Origin of the sequence: Streptomyces sp. WMMC940, from assembly GCF_027460265.1 — a bacterium.
GTDB lineage: Bacteria > Actinomycetota > Actinomycetes > Streptomycetales > Streptomycetaceae > Streptomyces.
Genome location: NZ_JAPZBC010000001.1, coordinates 4,000,671 through 4,023,657, shown reverse-complemented (window position 1 = coordinate 4,023,657; position 22,987 = coordinate 4,000,671). Strand labels below are relative to the sequence as shown.

Sequence of the window (22,987 nt, the reverse complement as noted above, 5' to 3'; positions counted from 1 at the left end):
CACACGCCGGCACCACTGCGAGCGCCGCGCTCAGGCACCTCTATGCCTGGAGCGTCGGGCGGCGGGGTACGCCCGAGGCGACCGCGCGGCGGCGGGGTGCCTCCGTCCCCGTCCAACACGTACCGCGCCGTGCCAGCAGCCGTCGTAGCCAGAGCTCGGTCGAGACCAGGTCCGCGAGTCCGTCCAACGGCACCGGTTCGCCCTCGGACGCCGCGCGCAGCGCCTTGCGGACGACCCGCGCCTCGACGATGCCCGCGTCGGCGAGCAGCGGAGTGTCGAACAGCTCCAGCAGGTGCGGCAGCGACAGCCGCATTCCCGCCCGCGTCGCCGTGGTCGAAGCGGTCTGCGAAGGCGCGCCCCAGCCGGGCGGCAGGTCGTGGACACCGGCTCCGGCGAGGACCGTGCGCAGGACGGCGGTGCGTGCGCCGGGCTGGACCCGCAGCGCCTCGGGGAGGTCGCGTGCGGCCCGTACGACCTGGTTGTCGAGGAAGGGGGCGTGCAGCCGCTGGCTGCGTACCTCCGAAGCCTGTTCCATGACGCGGTGGTCCGCGGCGTAGCGCGCGAGTGCCGCGCGGGCGCGGGCCTCACCGGGCCGTTGCACCGATGTCGGCCGGGTCGCCGCCTCCTGGAGGCGAACCGATACTTCGGCGAGTGCCTCGCCCGTGAGCCAGCGTGCCGCGGGCCCGGGACGGGACCAGGCGAGCGCCGCGAGGGACGCGCCGAGCGGCCCGTCGAAGGCCGTCACCCGTCGGTTGGCCTCGGGCAGCCGTGCGGCCGCCGTCTCGAGGCCGGTGCGGTAGGGGGTCCGGGCGAGGCGCCGCGCGGCCCGGTAGACGGTGAGCGGCACGAGCAGCGAGCCGGCGGTGGGGCCGGAGGCACGGGCGAGCGCGGAGACGGGACGGAGCAGGGGCTTTCTCCGGCGGTCCATCAGCAGGTCGGCCAGGCGCGCCGGGTGGGCGTCCAGGACCTGCCGGGCGCCGTGCCCGGTGAAGTGGTCGGCGCTGCCGGACGCGAGGCGCCGCCGGTTGCGTTCGGCCTCGACGAGGGAGGGGCCCGGCTCGTCGGTGAGGGGGCCGTCCAGATCGGCGTAGGGCAGGGCCTCCGCCCCCGCGGCGACGACGACGTGGTGCAGCCGTGGATTCCCGGCGATGGTCCCGGCCCGTTCCATCTCGGCCTCGCGGCCCTGCGGGGTGGCGAGGTCGTTGAAGGTGACGGCCAGCAGCCGCTCCCCGGCACCGGTGCCGTGGCCGAGGATCGTGCCCGGGACGCCGGGCAGACCGGCGGCGAGCAGTGCGAGGGTGCCCGAGGCGCTGCCTCCGGACAGGTCGGCGCCGATGCCGGGCGCGGGTGCGCCGCGGGCGGCGCGCCGTTCCGCAGGCCCCATGCCGGGCACCGGCCCCGGGTCGGGCGGCAGGGTCTCGGGTGCGTGCCGGGGAGCCGTGAGCCGTGCGCGTACGGAGTCGACGAGCGCGTCCCGCATGGCCTCCATGGCCCGGTCCGGGTCGAGTTGGGGCGCGGCGACGGCGAGGGAGGCGACGGGTTCGTAGCCGGTGATCTCGCGGGAGCCTTCGCGCAGGATCAGGGCGTGACCGGGCGGGATCCGTTTGACCCCGGCGTACGGGGTGGAGTCGCGCAGCGCCTCCGGGGATTCGGGGCAGGCGAGGAGCGCGGCGAGGTGCCCGATGTCGAGCTGGGCCTCGATGAGGTCGGCCAGGGGCAGTGCGGCGGTCGCGTAGGCCGTGCCGTTGGCCCAGGGGGTGTAGAAGACGGGGCGTGCTCCGGCCAGGTCGCCGGTGACGGTGATGCGGCGGCCGACCTGGACGACGGCCGTGTAGCTGCCGGCCCAGGCGGTGAGATGGCGCAGTGCGCCCCCGCGCGCCGCGAAGAGGCCGACGCGCAGCTCCTCGTCGCCGGCGGCGCAACAGCCCAGCACTGCCAGGCGGATGGTGGGCGTCCCTCCGGTGGAGCCGGGGGGAGGGCCGGCGGTGACGACGCGGACCTCGTCCGGCCGCCAGTCGCCGACGGCCCACAGCGGATCGGGGTCGCCCCACAGGAGCTGGGCTCCGACGGGGTGGACGGTGCGGTGGTCGTCGCCGGAGGCGGAGGGGCGGGAACCCACGGCTCCCGCCGTACCGAAGCTTGCGGCGACACTGCTCCACCCCACCAACCACCGCATCGCGCCTCCACAGCCTGTGGACAACTTTCGGCACACCCGATTCGGTACACCCCGATGAGGACATGCTGCCACGACAAGGGCGCACGGGAGGGGCTCCGGGTCGCGGGCGCGGAAAGTGAACGCGCCCCTGGCAAGGGCCACATGGGACCACCCGGCCGCTCGGGGACCGGGCGCGGGCGACGGCCCGGAACGGGGCGGCACCGGCGCGGCGCGCGAAACGCGGCCGAAGGAGCGACATTCGGCCAACTTGAAGAGCACGAGGAGCGGGACATACCGAAAGGAACGGACACAGGCGCACGGTCCGGGAGGCGGCACTCGCCTCCCGGACCGGTCCGCCGCCCGCGGGGATTGAGGCGGCGGTGTCCCCCAGCCCATCGGATCCCTCGCCGATGGGCCGACCCACGCAGCACTCATGGAAGCGCTCCCCCGGCGGCGGGACGAGAGCGCACGGACGGGCGCACGGCCACATGCCCGGAGCACGGTCGGGAAGGGGCTCCCGCCCGAACACACAACAATCTCGCCATACGGAACACCGCCTCTTAACGGTCGGGATGCGGCGAACTACCCTGTGTGTCACTGCTGTTCTCCTCGGGGGGTGAATATTCCCGGGGGCTCGGACACCTGCTCTTGCGTCCGGCTTCCGGGGAGTTGTCCCCCCGTGGGGAGGGCGGAGCGAACGCCGGAAGCGGATGCCCGGCGGCCGTCTGTGTGTCGAGGGGTGGCGCATGTCCAGGGAGCAACGCGGGCCGAACGAAAAGCTCGGCACCGTTCTCGCCCTCGCGGGAATCAGCAACGCCGGCCTGGCCCGGCGGGTCAACGACCTCGGGGCGCAGCGCGGTCTGACCCTCCGCTACGACAAGACGTCGGTGGCGCGGTGGGTGTCGAAGGGCATGGTGCCGCAGGGCGCCGCGCCGCATCTCATCGCGGCGGCCATCGGGCAGAAGCTGGGCCGCCCGGTGCCGCTGCACGAGATCGGGCTCGCGGACGCGGACCCGGCGCCCGAGGTCGGGCTGGCCTTCCCCCGGGACGTGGGCGAGGCGGTGAAGGCCGCCACTGAGCTGTACCGGCTGGATCTCGCCGGCCGACGCGCGGGCGGCGGCGGGATCTGGCAGTCACTGGCCGGTTCCTTCTCGGTGAGCGCTTACGCCACCCCCGCCTCCCGCTGGCTGATCAACCCGGCCGACTCGTCCGTGGAACGCCCCCTCCGGGGAACCGGGGGCGGCGAGAGCCAGGAGGGCTCCGAGGACGGCCAGGTGCGGGTGGGCCACAGCGATGTGACCAAGCTGCGCGAGGCGGCCGAGGACGCCCGGCGCTGGGATTCCAAGTACGGCGGCGGGGACTGGCGTTCGTCGATGGTCCCGGAGTGCTTACGGGTCGACGCGGCGCCGCTGCTGCTCGGTTCGTACTCGGACGAGGTGGGCCGGGCCCTGTTCGGGGCGACGGCCGAGCTGACCCGGCTGGCGGGCTGGATGGCCTTCGACACCGGCCAGCAGGAGGCGGCCCAGCGCTACTACATCCAGGCGCTGCGGCTGGCACGCGCGGCGGCCGATGTTCCGCTGGGGGGCTACGTCCTGGCGTCGATGTCGCTGCAGGCGACCTATCGTGGCTTCGCCGACGAGGGCGTGGACCTCGCGCAGGCGGCCGTGGAGCGCAACCGCGGCCTGGCGACGGCCCGCACGATGAGCTTCTTCCGGCTGGTGGAGGCACGGGCCCATGCGAAGGCGAGCGACGCGCTCGCCGCCGGGGCGGCGCTGAAGGCCGCGGAGAGCTGGCTGGAGCGCTCGCGGGAGGGCGACGCGGACCCGTCCTGGCTGGGGTTCTACTCGTACGACCGGTTCGCGGCGGACGCAGCCGAGTGCTACCGGGACCTCAAGGCGCCCCGCCAGGTGCGCCGCTTCACCGAGCAGGCGCTGTCCCGGCCCACGGAGGAGTACGTGCGCTCGCACGGACTGCGTCTCGTGGTGAGCGCCGTGGCCGAGCTGGAGTCCGGCAACCTGGACGCCGCCTGTGCGGCGGGCACCCGCGCGGTGGAGGTCGCGGGCCGGATCTCCTCCGCGCGTACGACGGAGTACGTACGGGACCTGCTGCACCGGCTGGAGCCGTACGGGGACGAACCGAGGGTGGCGGAGCTGAGGGAGCGGGCCAGACCGCTGCTGATGGCACCGGCGTGAGCCGTACGCGTCCCATGACGCGTGTCCCACCCGGTTTAACGCGCTTGTCGGTGGGCCAGTGCATCATCGGGGGCGGGACGGTTTCCAGGGAGGACGCTGCCGGGCTGGAAGGTGTGTGGTGAAGGCGGCCGCATTCGACTGCGACGTGCTGGTGATCGGCGGCGGGATCATCGGGCTGTCGACGGCCCATGCCCTGACGCGTGCCGCGCCGGGCACCTCGGTGGTGGTGCTGGAGAAGGAGCCGGGCCCGGCCCGTCACCAGACGGGGCGGAACAGCGGAGTGATCCACAGCGGGATCTACTACCGCCCGGGTTCACTGAAGGCACGTTTCGCCGTGCGCGGCGCGGCGGAGACGGTGAAGTTCTGCGCCGAGTACGGCCTCCCCCACGAGGTCACCGGCAAGCTCATCGTCGCCACCGCGCGCGAGGAGCTGCCCCGGCTGCACGCGCTCGTCCAGCGCGGCCGGGAGAACGGCATCCCCGTGCGCGAGCTGGGCCCCGCCCAGATCGCGGAGTACGAGCCGGAGGTCGGCGGCGTCGCCGCGATCCACGTCGGCACGACCGGGGTGTGCGACTTCGGGGCCGTCGCCGCCCAGCTGGCGGAGGTCTCGGCCGCCTCGGGTGCGGAGGTCCGCTACGGCGAGGAGGTGCGGCTCGTCGACCGGCGCCCGCGGGGTGTCGCGGTCCTTACGTCCACCGGCCGGATCGTCCGCGCCCGCACCCTGGTGAACTGTGCGGGACTGCACTGCGACCGGGTGGCCGAGCTCGCCGGGGAGCGGCCCGGCATGCGGATCGTGCCCTTCCGCGGGGAATACTACGAGCTGGCCCGCCCCGAGCTGGTGCGCGGCCTGGTGTACCCGGTGCCCGACCCCGCCTTCCCCTTCCTCGGGGTCCACCTCACACGCGGCATCGAGGGAGGCGTCCACGTGGGACCGAACGCCGTCCCGGCGCTGGCCCGCGAGGGATACGGCTGGTCAACGGTCCGACCGGGCGAGCTCGCGGCCACACTGGCCTGGCCCGGTTCCTGGCGGATCGCCCGGCGCCACTGGCGTTACGGCGCGGGCGAGCTGCACCGCTCGCTCTCGAAGCGCGCCTTCGCCGCGGCCGTGCGGCGGCTGCTGCCGGCCGTCACGGAGGACGATCTGCGGCCGGTGGCCGCGGGCGTCCGGGCCCAGGCGGTGCTCCGGGACGGCACCCTGGTGGACGACTTCATGATCAAGGAGTCGCCCCGGGCGGTCCACGTCCTGAACGCACCGTCCCCGGCCGCGACCGCCTCACTGCCGATCGGCCGGGAGGTGGCCAGGCGGGCGCTCGCCCATCTCGCCGAAGTGTGACGCGGGCCGCCCTCGGCCGGTGTCCGCCACCGTACAATCGGGTCATTGTGTCTGTGTCTGAGTTCGAGAACGTCGCCACCGGTGGTCCGGACGGGGACGCCCCCCGTACCGCCACCACCGCACGGCCGAAGGGTGAGCCCCGGTTCCCGGGCGGCCCGGCGGCCGACCCCGCGGGTTCGCACCACGAGCGGCGGATCCGCAGCTTCCAGCCGCGCCGGAGCCGGGTGACGGCCGGCCAGGCCGACGCTCTGCGGCGCCTCTGGCCGCTGTGGGGGCTGGACATCGACGGGCTCCGCGTGCTCGACCCGGGCGAGATGTTCGGCGGACTGCCGGTCGTCCTGGAGATCGGCTTCGGCATGGGCGAGGCGACCGCGCGGATGGCCGCGGCCGACCCGGCCACGGGCATCCTCGCCGTGGACGTCCACACCCCCGGCCAGGGCAATCTGCTCGGGCTGGCGGAGCGGGCGGGCCTGGACAACGTGCGGGTGGCCAACGGCGACGCGATCATCCTGCTCCGCGAGATGCTGCCCCCGGCCTCGCTCGACGGCCTGCGGGTGTACTTCCCGGACCCCTGGCCCAAGAAGCGCCACCACAAGCGCCGGCTGATCCAGCCGGAGTTCCTCACCCTGGCGGCGGGCCGGATGAAGCCGGGCGCCGTCCTGCACTGCGCGACGGACTGGGAGCCGTACGCCGAGCAGATGCTCGAGGTGCTCGGCGCCCATCCGGACTTCGAGAACACCGAGGCAGCCGGCGGCTACGCGCCCCGCCCCGCCTTCCGCCCGCTGACCCGCTTCGAGGGACATGGCCTCGACAAGGGGCATGTGGTCCACGACCTCCTCTTCCGGCGCCGGGACGCCTGACTCCGGTGGGTGCGGTGCACCCGACGGCACCAACGCCGTCGCGCGTTGTCCGTGCCGCTCGTTAGGGTCGTCTGGTGTCCGACTGGTCCCCGCAGCCGCATCCGGCCGTCCGCCCCGCCGTCCCGGCGTGCGACGAGCGGCCGCTGTTCGACGCCGTGCCGGAGCGCGCCCGCTGGCGCTACAAGCCGCGCCGCGACTTCTGGCGCAGCAAAGCCGTGCGCGCCTGGGCACTGATCACCCTGCTGGCGCTCTCGGGTCTGGTGATCCTCGCCCTGGTGCGCGAGCAGACCGGCACCGAGGGCTTCCTCGTCGGGCTCGGTCTCGCCGTGCTGCCGGTGCCCCTGCTGATGGGGGCGTTCCGCTGGCTGGACCGGGTGGAGCCGGGGCCCTGGCGGAACCTCGTCTTCGCCTTCGCCTGGGGGGCCTGCGCGGCCGCCCTCGTCGCGATCATCGCCAACTCGTTCGCGACCCAGTGGATAGCCACGGCCACGGCCGACCCGACGCACGCGGACACGATCGGTGCGACCGTCGTCGCCCCCGTGGTCGAGGAGACCGCCAAGGCGGCCGCGGTACTGCTGTTGTTCCTCTTCCGGAGACGGGACTTCACCGGCCTCGTCGACGGTGTCGTGGTCGCCGGTTTCACGGCGACGGGCTTCGCGTTCACCGAGAACATCCTCTACCTCGGCAACGCCTTCGGCGAGGACCAGGAGTTCGGCACCTCCGGCTTCGCCTCCGTCACGGCCGCGACGTTCTTCGTACGGATCGTGATGTCTCCGTTCGCGCACCCGCTGTTCACGGTGCTCACGGGCATCGGTTTCGGGCTGGCGGCGGCCACCGCGCGGCACCGGAGGGTCCGCAGGGTCGTGCTGCCCGTACTCGGCCTGCTCCTCTCCATGGGCATGCACGCCCTGTGGAACGGCTCGGGGGTCTTCGGACCTCTGGGCTTCTACGCGGTGTACGCGGCGTTCATGGTGCCCGCCTTCGGTCTGCTGACCTGGCTGGCGGTGTGGACCCGGCAGCGTGAGCTGCGCACGGTCGCGGCCGAACTGCCGGCCTATGCCGCGGCCGGCTGGCTGGCGCCCGCCGAGCCGCTCGCCCTGTCCTCCATGAAGGCCCGCACGATGGCCCGCGATCTGGCGGCCCGCATCCACGGCGCCGCCGCCGCGCGCGCCGTCTCCGAGTACGAGGTGTTCGCCACCTCCCTGGCCTTCCTCCGCCACCGGGCCGAGCGGGGCACGGCCGGGCCGGACTTCGCCGCCCGGGAGCAGGAGCTGCTGCACCATCTGTGGCAGCGCCGGGATCTCGCGGGCCCGGCCCTGACGTACGCCGCCCGCGCCACGGGCCGCGCCTGGCAGCCCCCTCCGCATCTGGACTACAGCGGCTTCAACCCGTATCGCGGCTGACGCACCCCCGGCGGGCGCATGCGGGGCGGGGCGTGGACCGGGCGGCGCATGGACCGGGCGGCGCGTGGACGCCGACGAGCGGCGCGTCCGGGCATGACAGCCGGCGCCCCGGTGGGCGTCGGTGGGACGTCCACCGGGGCGCCGGCGGCCGGAGCACGAGGCTCCGTGCGAACGGCCGCCGGAGCGCACGGCTCCGAGCCGATGGGTCAGACGGAGAGGCCCTTGTCGCGCAGCCACGCGGCCGGGTCGATCCCGTCGCCGCCCGGGGTGTGCACCTCCAGGTGGAGGTGCGGGCCGGTGACATTGCCGGTGGCGCCGACGCGGCCGATGGTCTCGGAGGTGGAGACCTTCTGCCCCACGCCGACGGTCATCGACGAAAGGTGGCAGTACCAGACCTCGGTGCCGTCCTCGAGCTCCAGCACGATGCGGTAGCCGTACGAACCGGACCAGCCGGCCGACTTGATGGTGCCGCCGTGCACGGCCTTGACGGGGGTGCCCGTCGGTGCGGCGAAGTCGAGACCCGTGTGGTAGCCGGAGGACCACATGGATCCGGCCTGCCCGTAGGTGGAGGTCAGTGTGTACGACGAGGTCGGCAGCGAGTAGCTCGCGGCGAGCTTGGCCAGGCGCTCGGCCTCCGCCTTGCGGGCGGCCTCCTCCGCGGCCTTGCGCTCGGCCTCGGCCGCCTCGGCCGCCTGGGTCGCCTGCTGCTTCGCCTCGGCGGCGGCCTGCTCCGCGGCGGCCTGCTCGGCAGCGGCCCGCGCCTCGGCCTCGGCCTTGAGCTGCTGCTGCTCGGCCTGCTGGAGGATCCGGGCGCGCAGGGCCTCGCCCGCGTCACCGCCCTGGACCGCGGTTTCGGCCGTGGTGAGCGGCCCGTCCGCGACGGCTTCGTCGTCGGAGTCGTCCGACATCAAGGAGCCCACACCGGGCAGGGATTCGGCGTCGGGGAGTTTGTCCGCGATGACGTCGGGAAGGGAGATGGAGACCGCGGGCTTGTCCTGGGCGGTGGCCATGCCGCCCGCGCCGACCGCGGCGATGACGCCGACACCGAGGACGGTGGAGCTCCGCGCGAGCGCGTTGCGCTGCTTGACGACGCGGTGCCTGCCACGGACGGGACGGACCGATTCCTCGGTCGGGTTCCACTCCTCCGCCTCGGGGGCGGGAGCCCACTGGTCGCTGGGGACCCACTGCGCAGTGGGGGGCTCCTGGAGGGCAGGCTCGTTGGACGCCACGGAGGCGTTCTCCTTTCCTTCCTTCTCGCCTACCGGGTTAGCTGACGGGTTCGGAGCAGGAAGGTCTCCTACGGGCACCGCGAAGTGCCCGATTCACCCCAATGGTTGGTTCCCCGGTTCCCTTGCGGGATTCGGCGCGTGCGCACGGTGCCGTCTCCGACGACGGCTGGGACGACCGCGCTGCGTTATCGAACGTTAATAGAGACCGAGCTCGGATTCCAAGCCGTTCCGACTGATCGTTAAGGACGTTGGCCAGGACTTACCTGCAACAACAGCCCTGAAACGGACAAGTTGATGGGCCTTCATTCGGGCCGGAGGTTCTGATAGTTCGTCACTTGTTATGCGGAGGGCTTTCCTTCGATTACGCTCCGTGGCATCGCGCTTCTCAGCCAGCCCTCACGCCCCACATGCCACATGCCGCATCGGCACCGAAGCGCCCTTCGGGGAGGCGCCCCGCCCGTCACGGCGGGACCGGAGTCGTCCCGCGCCGCGGCGGCTGCCGCTCCTCCTCCCGGGTGACCGCGAGCAGCGCCATGTCGTCCGTCGCCGCCCCTCCCGTGTGCCGTCGCACATCGGCGACGACCACGTCCAGCAGTTCCTCCGGGCCGGAGAAGACCCGGCCGCCCAGGCGCCGGCGCGGGTCGTACATGACGCCGTGCGCGTCCCGTGCCTCGGACAGGCCGTCGGTGTAGAGGAGGAGCGTGCCACCGGGCGGATAGGACGTCTCGGAGGTCCGGTCCGGCGAGGCTCCGAGGCCCGTCCCCAGAGGCAGCGCCCGCTCGGGCGGATCCAGCACGAGCAGTGCGCCGTCCGCCCCGAGCAGCAGCGGCGGCGGGTGCCCCCGGTTGACGATCCTGATCCGCCCGCCGTCACGCGGGATCTCGGCGAGCACGGCGGTGATGAAGCCCTCGACGGCGCCGAAGCCGGATTCCCACGCGCCCTCCCGGGCGAGCGCCCGCTCCAGCCGCTGCGCCACCCCCGCCAGCGAGTCCTCCTGCTCGGCGGCCTCCCGGAAGGCCCCCAGCACCACGGCGACCGTCCCGACCACGCCCACGCCCTTCCCCTGCACGTCCCCCACGATCAGTCGCACCCCGTACGGAGTCTTCTGCGCCGCGTACAGGTCCCCGCCGATGAACGCGCCCCGCTCGGCCGCCTCGTACCGGGCGGCGACCTGCAGGCCGTCGATCCGCTCGTCCGGCCTGGGCAGCACGGCCCGTTGCGCGGCCTCGGCGACGACGCGGGCCGACGCCAGGCGCTCACCGCTGCGGCGCACGATCCGGTTGATGAAGAGGGCCAGTACGGAGACCGTGAACACGGTCAGCAACTCGGTGACGGCCGGGATCCTCTGGAGCCTGTCGCTGTAGACGTGCATGCCGGTCACCGCCGCGCAGGCCGCCACCCCGGTGGCCAGTGTGTAGAGCATCGAGAAGAAGGGGGCGGCGATCAGCGGCGCCGCCGTGAAGAGGGGGGCCGCGGTGAACGTGTCCGGTGTTCCGAGGTCGTAGAAGACCCCGCCCACGATCAGCAGCCACGGGAGTACCGCGACGACACGACGGCCACCGTTCTGCCCCTGTCCCTCGCCGCGTTGTCGATGCCGCACCAGTGGTCTCCTGCCGGGGTCCGTCCCAGGGTCGCGGACGGTGCCGCGCCCCATCCAGGCTGGCGGCCGCCGCGCCGCCCCACGAGTCGCCATCGGCCAACCGGCCGAGCCCCGCGGCGTCGCCGCGCCGACGTGACGGTCACCAGGGGGCCCTCCTGGTGACAGCGCCGCACCGGGCGACCGGTCGCCCGGTGGGGTGACCGCCGGCGCCGTTACCGGCCGTCGCCGAGACGGCGCTCCGCGTAGACCCTCAGCGCATCCCGGACGAAGACCGCGGTGCCTTCACCGTGCCGGTCGTAGGTGGCCGTGAAGCGCGGGTCGGCGACGTACATCTCGCCCAGACCGATCACATACGACCTGGTGGGGGTGGCCGTCACCGACAGCCACTCGCAGTGCCGCCGGGCGATGTCCTGGACCTGGTCGCTGTCCGGCGCGAGCCCGTCCCTCAGAGCCTGCCCGAAGTCACGTGCGATCGCGACCTGGCGGTCCTGGAAGTCCCGCTTCTCCTGCTCGCTCAGCGAGCGCCACCAGCGGTCGCCCTTCTCGTACGCCTCGCTGCCCCAGCGCTCGGTAACCTCCTCCTTGTACCGGGTGTGGTCGAAGCCGTCGAAGACCTCTTCCGCCATCAGTTCCTCCCCTTGCTCCGTCCGGTCGAGAGTGGTCCGCACCGAGGCGATCTGCCGCCCGATGCGTTCCCGCTCCTGCTCCAGCAGCCGAAGGTGCGTGCGCAGTGCGGTGGCCGTGTCCCGCTGGCCTTCCAGGACCTGCGCGATGGCGGGCAGGCCGAGGCCCAGCTCCCGCAGCAGCAGGATGCGCTGCAGCCGGACCAGGGCTTCCTGGTCGTAGTAGCGGTAGCCGTTGCCGCCGATCCGGCTCGGTGCGAGGAGGCCGAGCTCCCCGTAGTGACGAAGCGTGCGGCTCGTCGTGCCGGCCTTCCTGGCGATTTCCTGGATGGACCACTCCATGCCCAGAACGCTAGATCTTGACGTTGCGTAAAGGTCAAGGGGCAAGGGGACCGGACCGGGGAACGGGCATCGGCGCCCTCTGACGGGAAACGCACCGAGGGCCCGGAACCATGTGGTTCCGGGCCCTCGGCCTTCAGTAGCGGGGACAGGATTTGAACCTGCGACCTCTGGGTTATGAGCCCAGCGAGCTACCGAGCTGCTCCACCCCGCGTCGGTGAACACCACCTTACGCCATGCGGAGCAAGATCAATTCCATTTCCGCCCGGCACGGTCGGCGGAGGCGCCCCGAGATCGTCAGCAACCACGCAAAGAACCCCTTTCCGGGGCGGCAGATCCGCCCGCCCCGGCTCTTTCCAGCCCGCCCGACCTGCGGTTACTCCGCTACCTCGGTGCGTTCCCACCACTCGTAGACGGTCAGCCGCCCCTCGGGGGCGTCCTCGTGGCGGGTCGTGGCCTTGAAGTGCTCGTAGCCGCCGCGGTGCGGGATCTTCAGCTCCTGCCCCGGAGGGGTGATCGGCACGACCTGCCCCCGCAGGTCGTCCGGCCCGCCCTCGAGGCGCGCCTTGCTAGCCATGCCTCCAGTCTTCCCCCTCCCGGGACCACCCCGCACGCCCGCGGCGCCGATCGCCTCGTCCGGGGGCCCCGCCGACCAGCACCGGCGGGCGCGGACGGAGGCGCGGTAGACCTGCCTCGACGGGTACAGCCTCCAGCCCCGCCCGACCACCCCGACGCCCTCGGCTGCCGCCGCGACGGCGCCCCCGCCCCCGAACCCACCGAGCGCCCCAGCCTCCTCTCCGCAAGCCTCGACCCTCAGCGCCGCCAGTACCCATGAACACGACGCGCCCCCTTGCCCGGCCATCACGGCCAGGCAAGGGGGCGCATTCGTGCGTTCAGGACCAGACAGGGCGGCCGGTCTCCCAGAGCGCCGCGACGTGTGAAGCGAATCGGTCGTACAGGCCGTCATCGCCGAGGCGTCGTAGGTGCAGCATGGGTGACTCATGCCCGAGCAGGTTTGAGATGTGCGGCGTCACCAGCATCTGGTCATCGAAGGCGAACACGGACAGTGCGATGTGGTCGTCGTTGAACTTGGCCTCTATCCCGGGTGCTTCGCGGATCTTCTCCAGCGCGTCGAGCGTGATCCGGATGCGGGTGCCCACGGTCAGCGGCACGCCCTCGACTTCCTCGCGCCGACGGGTCACGTCCGACTCCGGGTCGCCGATGATGAACCGCACCTTGCAGCCGTCCTCGCCCTTGCGCTTCAACCTGTCGGCGAGACGAGGGTGTTCCTGCCAAATGAAGTAGTTGGTGTACCCGGCGAAGGTGATGGCATGGGAGGCGCCGTCGATGAGCGAGGCCCACACGGATGTGGGGCACGCGTTTCGGTACGGGTAGGCCGCGACGATTTCGCGGTCCGGGCCAGTCTCGATGGACGACCGGACGGCCTTCGGCCACAGCACGTCAGCACTCACTCCCAACACGGCCTCGACCTCTACGCGGGTCTGCGGATGCGGAACCCGACACGGATCAGATAACCACCGCTCGGCCGTCTTAACCGTGACGCCGACTGTACGGGCGAGACGTCCGGCGGTCATATTCGCGTTGGCCATAGCATCGCGGAGCACTGTGTTCAAGGTGTCCCCCGAGGACGTTTCGGCTTTCTCGGACGATAGCCCCAAGGTGTCCCGGCCGTCTGCATATCGGACGTAGAAACGTCCCCCAGGGTGGCGCAAGTTGGTGCCATGACGGAGCGGCAGCCAAGCGGCACATCGAGATCGAGAGAGACCCTGCGGGAGCTGATTGCCGGGCGGGCCGTAGCCCGCGGCGAGCGGGAGGTGGACGGGCTAAAACTGCCCGAAAGGTCGGCCATCCCGCCTGGCTCAATGATGTTCCCGCCGTGCAAGTGCCCCCGCTGCCGCTAGCGCAAGTCCCTCGCACCACGACTGTGTAGGAGGAGTTGCACATGGCCACAGTCATCCCGACGCAGGTGAAGACCCGCGACCCGCAGGTGATCCTCAACTCGGTTCAGCCGCACATCCGCCACCTCACGATCAACGTCGCGGACGGCGGCACCCTCTGGGAGCGGGAGATCGCGCTCCTGCTGCGCGACAACACCATGGTCCGCAACATGGCGGAGCGGATCCTCGCCAACGCGGTGATGTACTCGATCGCCTCCATGGAACACCCGGACGTCCACCTGGGCGTGGGCAAGCTCGTCGATATCGGCGTGCACCAGCTCATCCTCGACACCCCCGTGTACTTCGCCCTGTGCGACGTCTACAACGGCGGCCGGTACAAGCACCACGCCCCGTTCATCCAGCGCCGCAGCGACGGCCTGTGCCTGCGCACCGCGGACTTCCTGCGCGCGGACGGCTGGGACGTCGACGACGAGCTGTGGGCCATCGACGGCGCGAACTGCTCGCCTTGCGACAACAAGGTCCCCGACAGTCACTGACCGCCCTAGGCTGGCCCCTGCCCTCTTCCCCCGGGGAGGGCAGGGGCCTCACCCGTTCCCGCCCACGAAGGGGATCCCGTGCCCGCACGACACGACATCGCAGCGGAGACCGAACTCTGGGACACCTACGCCGGCAGCGCCTTCAAGGACGACGCCGAACCGGTATTCCACTGGACGCAGTACGCCGGGCACGGCCCAGGGCCCGAGCTGCTGGGCGACCCGGAGAGCGTGCTGGAGATCGGCTGCGGCACCGGCCGAGCGCTCGCCCACCTCGCCCAGCGCGGCATCAAGACCACCGGCGTCGACCTGTCGCCCGTCATGGTCGAGAAGACCACCGAGCGGTGGGGACACCTCGGCGTCGAGTTCATCCGCGCCGAGGTCCTCGAGCAACTCCGCAGCAACGAGCGGACGTATGACGCCATCTACTCGATCTTCGGCGCAGTCTGGTTCACCGACCCCGCAAAGCTGCTCCCGCTCATCGCCCAGCGACTCAACCCCGGCGGCACCCTGGTCTTCTCCCACCCGCCGGCCATCCCGGGCGCATACGGCCCGCAGGGCATGTACAAGGGCGGCTTCGCAGGGAAGGCCATGTACACCTACCGGTACAGCTACACGCCCCGCAGCTGGACGACCATGCTGCAGCGAGCCGGCTTCCGCGACGTCGAAGCCCAGATCCTCGACGCGCCGGAGGCCGGGCACATCGGCACCCTCCTTGTGCGCGCCCGGGCGTAGCGATACCCCGAGTGCCGGCGGCGCCCCTGCTTCGGTGGGGGCGTCGCCGTATCCGGCCGCGCGCTGTCAGTGGGGCGGCGTAGCGTGGCGGCAGTCCCTTATCCACGCTTCTGGCTGCTGCGCGAGAGACCGGACCTGACGGCCGCACCCCCGGGTGCGGCCGCTCCCGTTTCGCCCGCCGCCCGGCGGCGGGGATTCCATGATCGCCCGCCCCTCGGGCCAGCAGCGGGCCAGCAGGCGCCTGATATGCCCGACTCCAACGAGATCAGCACCCGGCCGGGTGATCCCCGACCAGGTGCTGAGCGAGTAGGCCGTGTGGGACTCGAACCCACAACCAACGGATTAAAAGTCCGCTGCTCTGCCAATTGAGCTAACGGCCCTCGGCGAGTCATCCCCGAGCATAGCCGTACGGCGCCCGGTATCCGATCGGGTATCCCTCGCCGGCTGCCGTCACGGGTGGAAAGCGTGTCCTGCCGAGCATGTGCGCGCTGGTCGGCGGGATACGGCGAGCGGGTGTGCGCCGGAGGGCGTGCGGTGCGGCGCACGCCGGTGGGCGCCGGGCGGGACGCCGCTCCCCCGGCCGGCCGCCGTCCTGCGGCCGAAGGGGGTGAACCGAGTTCGCCCGTGGGGCACGGGCGCGCCGCGCGGACCCGGCCCCTGATCCCCTCGCCGTGCCGCCCCCACGAGAGGTGCGGGAGGTCACGGCGGCCGCCCCCACCGCGGAGGCCTTTCGAACCCGTTCGGACAGCGCGACGGCCCGTGCCCCACCCAGGGGACACGGGCCGTCGCGGAGGAGGGCGCCCGAAGGCTCAGAACAAGCCCTTGTAGCCCTGCCAGCCCGTCCCGATCCTCACGGTCGAACCGAAGGACCCCGCGCCGTTGCCGTTGTTGCGCAGCAGGTCGCCGGCCGCGTTACGGGAGATCAGATCGGGCTTGCCGTCCCGGTTCAGATCACCCACGCCGACGAAGACGTTGCGGCCCGTGCCCCAGTTCTTGGCGAACACAAGGGCCCGCGGCTTCACCGTGCCCGTCGCGGTCCCGTCGTAGCGCCACAGCGAGTTGGCGCCGTCCACCGCGAGCAAATCGCCGATACCGTCACCGTTCAGATCCCCCGCACCGAAGATCGCCCGGTACAGCTTCCAGTTCGTACCGATCCTCCCACGGGCCTTCAGCTTCCCGGCCCCGTCGTCCGCATACAGGTACACGTCCCCCGTGGACGCCTGCCGCGCCACCATGTCCGGACGCCCGTCACCCGTCAGATCACCGGGCGACGTCAGCACGTTGAACTGCGCCCACACCGACCCCAGCGACGTGTACGGGGTCGTCGGGGTCAACGCCTTCCCGCAACCCGGGCGGTACGCCCGCAGCTCGGAGCCCAACCGCACCAGCACGTCGTTGCACCGGTCACCGTTCAGGTCGCCGAACGGCACCGCCACGGCCGACGTCGACCAGCCGTGCCCCGTCGTCGCACCCGACAGACCGCCCGCCCCGTTCCCGTGCCGGTACGCGAACGCACCCGCCGAGCTCAGGGAGACCAGGTCACCGACGCGGTCCGCGCCCGCCAGGTCGCGGAACGCCGGCGGCGGGAGCGCGCCCACGACGTCGACGTCGCCCGATGTGACCAGCGGGGCGCCGACGCCGTCGGAGGGCTGGGCGGTGAGCGTCCATCGGTAGGTGCCGCCCGGCACCGCCTTTCCGGCGCCGTCCTTGCCGTCCCAGGCCGCCTCGATCAGCCCGCGGCCCTCACTACCGGACACGGTGCGGACGACCGCGCCCGTGTCCGCCCGCTTCACGGTCAGCTGCCAGGCGGCGGCCGGCTTGGACACCCACCACGAGCCGGCCCAGCGCGCGCCGGCCACGGTCGGGTCGAACGTGCCGGCGGACACCACGGAGTCGATCGCCGTGATCGCGGAGGCGGGAACGCCGGTGCGCACGACGCGGACCCGCTCGTCGGCACCCACGTACGCGACGTGCCCGCCGAAGCGGTCGACGGTCCAGCCGGCGCGCCGCACGACGGACCCGCCGAGGGCCGCGGCGCTCACCAGGGTGCGGTGCGGCACGTCGGCCGCCGCGCCGGAAGCGGGGAGCCCGGCGTGCAGGTCGTAGAGGGTGAGCCCGGTGCCGTCGCCCCGGTGGACGAAGTAGCCGTCGCCCAGCAGGACGCTCCCGAGCGGCGCGGCGACGGCTCGCCTGGCCTGCCGGTCGTACACGCCCGACGCGTTCTCGCACTTCCAGTACACCCAGCGGCCCACGGCCTGGAGCTCGTTGGGCACGCACTTGTCGAGCGTGGTGAAGGACTCGCCGGCGGTGCCCGACGGGAGGGTCTTCGAGGTGACCGCACCCGTGTCCTTGCCACCGCTCCAGAGGATGGAGCCCCAGACGGCGGCCGCGACCTCCGTCCGCTTCTCCAGTACGGCCCCGGAGTCCGGCCTCCTGAACTCGACGACGGCCTGGGTGCCGCGGGAGGCCGGGCGGACCACACCGAACCGGCCCGACAGGTCGGTCGGTTCGGGGCTGTGGAACCCGGTGGTGAGGCGCGGGCCCCAGTTCGCCCTGCCGTTCTCGAACAGCATGGTGAGGCCGGACTCGGTGCCGTTCCCACGGCCGTGGAAGCCGTCGCCGCTCGCCCACATCGTGACGCAGCGCTCGGCCGTGCTCCCGCCGGCGCAGTCGCTGTCCCTTCCGCTCACCAGGCCGTCCACCGTGGTACGGACCGCCTGCGGCTCGCCCGTGGTGTTCAGCCAGGTGCTGCGGTACGCACCGATGTTGGTGAACGGCTCAAACAGCGTGCTGTCATCGGCAGTGGTGAGGATGCCGCTGCCGAGAGAGAGTCCGTAGACGTGCGCGGGCATGGGCTCGACCGTCGCCAGGCGTCGCGTCTCCAGGCTCCCGTCCGCCTTGGGCAGGATGCGGTGCACGGCCCAGTCGACGTCGCCCCGTGCGGGGGCGGTGGTCGCCCCCGCGATCAGGAGGGAGCCGTCGGGGGCGACGGCCACCTGCTCGTCCGCCAGCTGCAGCACCTGCTCGAGGTCGCCGTCGTCGTCCGGGATGCGCCACAGGGTCGTGCCCCGGTACTCGTTGTCGCCGGGGTTCTGGCGGTCGACCGCGAGGACGGAGCCGCCGACCGTCGCGAAGGTAGCGTCGTACGACACCACGCCGGTCTCGACCGTGCGGATCACGTTGTCCGGTGCGGTGCGGTCGAGGACATCGGCCTTGGAGCGCCCGGTGCGCAGCCGAAGGACCGACTCGCCGCCGAGCCGGAAGCCGTCCACCACCCACGGCTCGTCGGGGTCCGGGCGGTCCGGCAGCGGCTTCGCCACCGCCTCCGCCAGGTCCACGATCCGCCACCGCTGGTTCGGCTCGCCGGGCACCGCGTAGCGGATGATCACCGACTTGGCGTCGCCGTCCTCGACCCCTTGGAGGACGGCGCCCTCGGGGAACCCGGTGACGGGCGTGTCCGTGACGGTGCCGCCCTCGTGGCGCAGCAGGTGGTAGCCGGTAGGCGCGCCGCCCGCCTCGCCGGTGCGGGTGAGCACGGTGTCGCCGAAGGTGCTCACGTACGACTGCCCCTCGGGCAGTCGTACGTCGGCGAAGACGGCACCCGCGCCCTTCTGCAGCGTCACATGCGGTGCGGGTGAGGCGGAGTAGAGGGCGACGGTGTCGGAGCCGTCGCCGTAGTAGCCACCCCCGCCTATCGGAAGACGCTGGAGGTGGTCCCAGTAGCCCGTCTCGGGGTCGTACCGGGGCTTCTCGGGCAGCCTCGTGGCGAGCGGGGTCGCCGAGCCGGTCGCGTAGTCGATCCAGAGCAGCCGGTCGTCGTTCTCCTGCAGCAGCAGGTAGCCGGTCTCGCCGGCGGTGAGGATCGAGGTGGCACGCGGGGCGAAGCGCTGGGCCGGCGGCAGGACGGTCACGTCCCCGGCCACGGCCGCGGAGAGCGGGGCTGCCGTCGCCGACGGCGTGAGGATTCCGGATCCCGTCGCCGTCACCGTCGCCAGCGCCAGGACGAGAGCGGCCCGGGTACGGCCGTTTCCGCGCACCCGGGCATTGCTCGTACGAGACAAAGTGAGGTCCCTCCCCAGGACATGAGGGCACGGGCGAACGGCGTCGGCCTGCGTGGCGACGCGCGTACGAGCGAGAGAGACCCCCCAGCCAACCCCCGTGCGAGTGCGCCGACCTTAACACCGGCCTCACCGGCGGTGAAAGGAGATTCGAACCCGTTCAAAGCAAACGGGCCCGTACGGCACCGAAGTGCGTACGGGCCCGTTCGTCAGGGCTTGGCCCCGGCGTCAGCCGTTGCGCTTCCAGCGAGGCTTGTCGTCACGGCGACCGCCCCCGAAGGAACCGGAGTTCGAACCGCCGCGGTGGTCGTCACGGCGGCCGTACGGGCGGTCGTGGCCGCCGGAGCGGAAGCCGCCGCCCGAGGGGCGGTCGTCGCGGCGGTCGCGGTTGAACGGACGGTCGCTTCCGGCGCGGTGGTCGCGGCGCTCGAAGGAACGGCCGCCGCGGTCGTCGCGACGGTCGTCACGACGGAAGCCGCCACGGTCGTTGTCGCGACGCTCGAAACCGCGGTCACCACGGTCGTTGTCCCGGCGGTCGCGGTTGAACGGACGGTCGTTGTCACGCCGCTCGAAGGAACGCCCACCGCGGTCGTTGTCCCGGCGGAAGCCACCGCGGTCGTTGTCCCGACGGAAGCCACCGCGGTCGTTGTCGCGACGGTCGCGGTTGAACGGACGGTCGTTGTCGCGCCGCTCGAAGGAACGCCCACCGCGGTCGTTGTCCCGGCGGTCGTCACGACGGAAGCCGCCACGGTCGTTGTCGCGACGCTCGAAACCGCGGTCACCACGGTCGTTGTCCCGGCGCTCACGGCGGTCGAAGTTGCCCCGCTCGTCACGACGGTCGTCACGGCGCTCACGGAACTCGCGGACCGGACGCTCCTCGCGGGCCTCACGCACCGGCTGCTCCGGTACGGACGCCTCGGCGACTGCCTGGACGTCGGCCTCCGCCGCCTGCGCGGCCTCGGCGACCGCGGCCTCCGGGTCCTCGCCCCGCTCGCGCGCCGCACGGGCGACGAGGCGGTCGGCCTCCTCACGCAGCTCGACGGCACGGCGCTGCAGACGCTCCAGCTGCTTGGTGAGCTGGTCGACCTCGCGCTCGGCCTGCTTCGCGGCGTTGCTCGCGGAGTCCGCCTGGACCTCGGTCAGCGAACGGGCGCCGGTGATCTCGGCGACCTCCGGGTCGAACACGCCGGCACCGCCGACGATGTGGCGCGAGGCGTCGACGCCCGCGTCCTCCATCAGCCGGAAGATCTGACGGCGCTGGTGCGGGAGCGCCAGCGAGACGACGGTGCCGGACTGGCCGGCGCGCGCGGTGCGGCCCGAGCGGTGCAGGTAGTCCTTGTGGTCACCGGCCGGGTCCACGTTCAGGACCAGGTCGATGCCGTCGACGTGGATACCGCGGGCGGCGACGTCGGTCGCGACCAGCACGTTGACGTAGCCGTCCTTGAAGTCGGCGAGCGTGCGCGTACGGGCGCCCTGCGTCATACCGCCGTGCAGCGCGTCCGAGCGCACTCCGGCGTCCCGCAGCTGCTCGGCGACGCGGTCCGCGCCCAGCTGGGTGCGGACGAAGATGATGGTGCGGCCCTTTCGGGCGGCGATGGCGGCCGTGACCGGCGCCTTGTCCTTGGGCTTCACGACCAGGACGTGGTGGGTCATGGTCGTGACGGCACCCGCGGACGGGTCGACCTCGTGCGTCACCGGGTCGACCAGGTAGCGCTTGACGAGGCTGTCGATCTCGTTCTCCAGCGTCGCGGAGAACAGCAGGCGCTGGCCGCCCTCGGGGATCTGGTCGAGCAGTTCGGTGACCTCGGGCAGGAAGCCCAGGTCGGCCATCTGGTCGGCCTCGTCGAGGACCGCGATCCGGACGGACTCCAGGGAGCAGGCGCCGCGGTTGATGACGTCCCGCAGGCGGCCCGGGGTCGCGACGAGGATGTCGACGCCGCGCTCCAGGGCGTAGATCTGGTTGCCCATGGACGTACCGCCGCAGACGACCTTCATCTTCAGGCCGAGGACGTCGCCGTACGGCTGGAGCGCATCGGCGACCTGCATGGCCAGCTCACGCGTCGGGGTGAGGATGACACCGCGGGGCTTCTTCTTCTCGGTGTGGCCGCCGGCCAGGGTGGCGAGCAGCGGCAGGCCGAAGGAGAGGGTCTTTCCGGAGCCGGTGCGGCCACGGCCGAGGATGTCCTTGCCGGCCAGGGCGTCCGGGATGGTCGCGGCCTGGATCGGGAACGGGACGGTGACACCGTTCTGGGCGAGCTTGCGGACGACGCCCTCGGGGAGGCCGAGGTCGCCGAAGGTCACCTCGGGCGCCTCGGACGTCCCGGCGGCGTCGGCGGCCTCGTCGGCGATGTGCGTGCCGTCGGTGTTCCCGATGTTCCCGGCCTCGACGATCTCGTCGTTCTCGGGCAGGACGGCACGGTCAGAACTGGAAATGGACATGCGAAATGCGAAACCTTCCGGAGTCTCGGCACGCGCCCAAACTCCGTGTTTCGCAATTCGACCGCCTCGATGCGGTCAGCCACGGCAAGGGAGAGTACGCGCCACACGCGGCGCGCTTCGGTGGTGGCGCCGGGCAAATGGGATCAAACGATCTACCACCATACGCACCCTCCCCGGCCCAAGGCAAACCGCTTGGGTGCGTCGCTCGTCACACTCCCGGGACACCCTCCGGGCGCCACCATCGCACCGGCTCCGACCGGACGTCCCGCGCCGTCCGCCGAGCGTCGACGGGCGCCGGGTCGGCGTCCCGCCCACGAACGGGAACGCGGACCGCACTCCGGCATCGTGCCGGTGCCCCACGAACGGGACGCGGACCGCACTCGGGCATCGTGCCGGTGCCCCACGAACGGGAACTCCGTTCGCGTCCCCGCCGCGCCCGGCCACGGTCACACGGGTGCCATCTGCGGTGACGCCTCCGGCTCAGCGCCGAACCCCTGCCCTTGCGTGTCGACGGCCTCCCGCATCGCGCCCATCTGGGTCTCCGCGGCCGGTGACTCCGTCGGCGGATCGGTCGGCTCTCCGGTGGGGCCGGGATCGGGGCTCGACGGCGTCGGCTCGGCGGGCGGCGTCGGCTCGCCCGGGGGCGTCGGCTCGGCGGGCGGCGTCGGCTCGCCCGGCGGCGGCGTCGGCCGCTGGGGGGACGGCGGCCTGGCGCCACCCGCAACCCTGGGGGGCGAGGCCGGCGGCGCCGCGGAGACGCCCGGGCTCGCCGACTCGTCCGCACCCGCACTCCTGGACCCGCCGCCGGAGGGCCCCGTACCGCCCATGCCCGTGCGGTCCCGACCGCCGGAACCGCCCGGCGCGCCCCCGCCGCCGTCCGGTTCGGCGGCGGCGGCGCCGCGCCGCTGCGGCGACTTCACTGGCGCCGGCCCCTCGGCGTCGTCGCTCACGCTCACACAGCCGGCGGAGGCCGCGACGGCCAGCGCGGTGGCGAACCAGACGGCACAACGGCCGGGGGCGGACAGCTGGCGCACGGTGGCACCTCCGGGGCACAGGACGCGGTTTTCCTGCCCAACTCCCCGAGCCCCGCTGGGGACACGCCCCGCGCGACCGCCCGGCGCCGCCGCCGTACCGGGCCCAACGCGCCGAGCCCCCCGCCAGATCGGCCCCGAGAACCACCGCCCCCAGCCCCACCAGCACCGACCCGGCCACATTCGCCGGCGCCAGGAACGGCCGGCCCCGCTCGGCCGGCCTCAGCGTCTCGTACGAGAGGTGGAGCACCCCGACGCCGAGGAACGGCCGCAGGAGCGGACATGTGACCACCCCGCGCTCGCTCACCAGCACCATCAACACCCCGATGAGCAGGGAGCCGAACGCGTTGACGGCGAACGTCGCCAGACCGAGGGCCAGAGCTGGGACACTCCGTCCGCGCCAAACGCCCCGATCGCCCCGCCTGCCGCGACCACCGCGAGGACTTCCACTCCCGGGGCCCCTCGGTCTCGATGCGCTGGGCCGGCACGGGGAGGTCGGCGTCCGGGTCGATCGCCTCTCAACGGGGGCCGCGCGAAG

General features: G+C 72.7%; 15 protein-coding genes, 2 tRNA genes and 1 riboswitch. Of the genes, 6 read left to right on the top strand and 11 right to left on the bottom strand.

What is annotated here, in order from left to right:
* Positions 1–40: 40 nt before the first annotated feature.
* Positions 41–2,176 (bottom strand): asparagine synthase-related protein, encoded by a 2,136-nt coding sequence (locus O7595_RS17690; protein ID WP_269729620.1) that lies wholly within the window; start codon positions 2,174–2,176, stop codon positions 41–43.
* Positions 2,177–2,901: 725 nt separating this feature from the next.
* On the opposite strand from O7595_RS17690, the gene O7595_RS17685 reads away from it, so the two are divergent.
* The 4 genes from O7595_RS17685 (at position 2,902) to O7595_RS17670 (ending at position 7,943) form a co-directional block, all read left to right on the top strand.
* Entirely contained in the window at positions 2,902–4,347 is a 1,446-nt protein-coding gene (locus O7595_RS17685) for an MFS transporter (protein WP_269729619.1), read from the top strand.
* Between the two features lie 115 nt (positions 4,348–4,462).
* On the top strand, positions 4,463–5,680 hold the full coding sequence (lhgO, locus tag O7595_RS17680; RefSeq protein WP_269729618.1) for an L-2-hydroxyglutarate oxidase: 1,218 nt from the start codon (positions 4,463–4,465) through the stop codon (positions 5,678–5,680).
* Positions 5,681–5,733: 53 nt separating this feature from the next.
* Entirely contained in the window at positions 5,734–6,540 is an 807-nt protein-coding gene (gene trmB / locus O7595_RS17675) for a tRNA (guanosine(46)-N7)-methyltransferase TrmB (protein WP_443071837.1), read from the top strand.
* A gap of 74 nt (positions 6,541–6,614) precedes the next feature.
* Positions 6,615–7,943 (top strand): PrsW family intramembrane metalloprotease, encoded by a 1,329-nt coding sequence (locus O7595_RS17670; RefSeq protein WP_269729616.1) that lies wholly within the window; start codon positions 6,615–6,617, stop codon positions 7,941–7,943.
* 206 nt (positions 7,944–8,149) lie between these two features.
* Here the strand turns inward: O7595_RS17670 and O7595_RS17665 are convergent, their stop codons facing one another.
* The 6 genes from O7595_RS17665 to O7595_RS17640 form a co-directional block, all read right to left on the bottom strand.
* Complete coding sequence (locus O7595_RS17665; RefSeq protein WP_269729615.1) at positions 8,150–9,172, bottom strand: M23 family metallopeptidase; 1,023 nt, start codon at positions 9,170–9,172, stop codon at positions 8,150–8,152.
* An 11-nt stretch (positions 9,173–9,183) separates the two neighbouring features.
* A riboswitch (cyclic di-AMP (ydaO/yuaA leader) is annotated at positions 9,184–9,319 on the bottom strand.
* Positions 9,320–9,632: 313 nt separating this feature from the next.
* Positions 9,633–10,772 carry a PP2C family protein-serine/threonine phosphatase gene (locus O7595_RS17660; RefSeq protein WP_269729614.1) on the bottom strand — a complete coding sequence of 380 codons (1,140 nt, stop codon included), beginning with the start codon at positions 10,770–10,772 and terminating at the stop codon, positions 9,633–9,635.
* A gap of 212 nt (positions 10,773–10,984) precedes the next feature.
* Entirely contained in the window at positions 10,985–11,737 is a 753-nt protein-coding gene (locus tag O7595_RS17655; RefSeq protein ID WP_269729613.1) for a MerR family transcriptional regulator, read from the bottom strand.
* 137 nt (positions 11,738–11,874) lie between these two features.
* Positions 11,875–11,948, bottom strand: a tRNA-Met gene (locus tag O7595_RS17650).
* 162 nt (positions 11,949–12,110) lie between these two features.
* Entirely contained in the window at positions 12,111–12,311 is a 201-nt protein-coding gene (locus O7595_RS17645; RefSeq protein WP_138054425.1) for a DUF5988 family protein, read from the bottom strand.
* A 316-nt stretch (positions 12,312–12,627) separates the two neighbouring features.
* On the bottom strand, positions 12,628–13,344 hold the full coding sequence (locus O7595_RS17640) for a DUF5919 domain-containing protein (protein WP_269729612.1): 717 nt from the start codon (positions 13,342–13,344) through the stop codon (positions 12,628–12,630).
* Positions 13,345–13,697: 353 nt separating this feature from the next.
* On the opposite strand from O7595_RS17640, the gene O7595_RS17635 reads away from it, so the two are divergent.
* Entirely contained in the window at positions 13,698–14,189 is a 492-nt protein-coding gene (locus O7595_RS17635; protein ID WP_269729610.1) for a hypothetical protein, read from the top strand.
* Positions 14,190–14,267: 78 nt separating this feature from the next.
* Positions 14,268–14,921, top strand: coding sequence for a class I SAM-dependent methyltransferase (locus O7595_RS17630; protein ID WP_269729609.1), 654 nt, complete (start codon positions 14,268–14,270; stop codon positions 14,919–14,921).
* 307 nt (positions 14,922–15,228) lie between these two features.
* Here the strand turns inward: O7595_RS17630 and O7595_RS17625 are convergent.
* The 4 genes from O7595_RS17625 to O7595_RS17610 form a co-directional block, all read right to left on the bottom strand.
* A tRNA-Lys gene (locus O7595_RS17625) sits at positions 15,229–15,301 on the bottom strand.
* A 429-nt stretch (positions 15,302–15,730) separates the two neighbouring features.
* Positions 15,731–18,982, bottom strand: coding sequence for an FG-GAP-like repeat-containing protein (locus O7595_RS17620; protein WP_269729608.1), 3,252 nt, complete (start codon positions 18,980–18,982; stop codon positions 15,731–15,733).
* Between the two features lie 225 nt (positions 18,983–19,207).
* Positions 19,208–21,418: a DEAD/DEAH box helicase gene (locus tag O7595_RS17615; protein WP_269729607.1), complete on the bottom strand. Its 2,211-nt coding sequence runs from the start codon at positions 21,416–21,418 to the stop codon at positions 19,208–19,210.
* A 446-nt stretch (positions 21,419–21,864) separates the two neighbouring features.
* Complete coding sequence (locus O7595_RS17610; protein WP_269729606.1) at positions 21,865–22,452, bottom strand: hypothetical protein; 588 nt, start codon at positions 22,450–22,452, stop codon at positions 21,865–21,867.
* Positions 22,453–22,987: the final 535 nt, after the last annotated feature.

What these genes read in the sequence shown, in the direction of transcription:
- O7595_RS17690 (WP_269729620.1), bottom strand. Translation starts at nt 2,176, where the DNA reads ATGCGGTGGTTGGTGGGGTGGAGCAGTGTCGCCGCAAGCTTCGGTACG.
- O7595_RS17645 (WP_138054425.1), bottom strand. Translation starts at nt 12,311, where the DNA reads ATGGCTAGCAAGGCGCGCCTCGAGGGCGGGCCGGACGACCTGCGGGGG.
- O7595_RS17640 (WP_269729612.1), bottom strand. Translation starts at nt 13,344, where the DNA reads ATGGCCAACGCGAATATGACCGCCGGACGTCTCGCCCGTACAGTCGGC.
- O7595_RS17635 (WP_269729610.1), top strand. Translation starts at nt 13,698, where the DNA reads ATGGCCACAGTCATCCCGACGCAGGTGAAGACCCGCGACCCGCAGGTG.
- O7595_RS17685 (WP_269729619.1), top strand. Translation starts at nt 2,902, where the DNA reads ATGTCCAGGGAGCAACGCGGGCCGAACGAAAAGCTCGGCACCGTTCTC.
- O7595_RS17655 (WP_269729613.1), bottom strand. Translation starts at nt 11,737, where the DNA reads ATGGAGTGGTCCATCCAGGAAATCGCCAGGAAGGCCGGCACGACGAGC.
- O7595_RS17615 (WP_269729607.1), bottom strand. Translation starts at nt 21,418, where the DNA reads ATGTCCATTTCCAGTTCTGACCGTGCCGTCCTGCCCGAGAACGACGAG.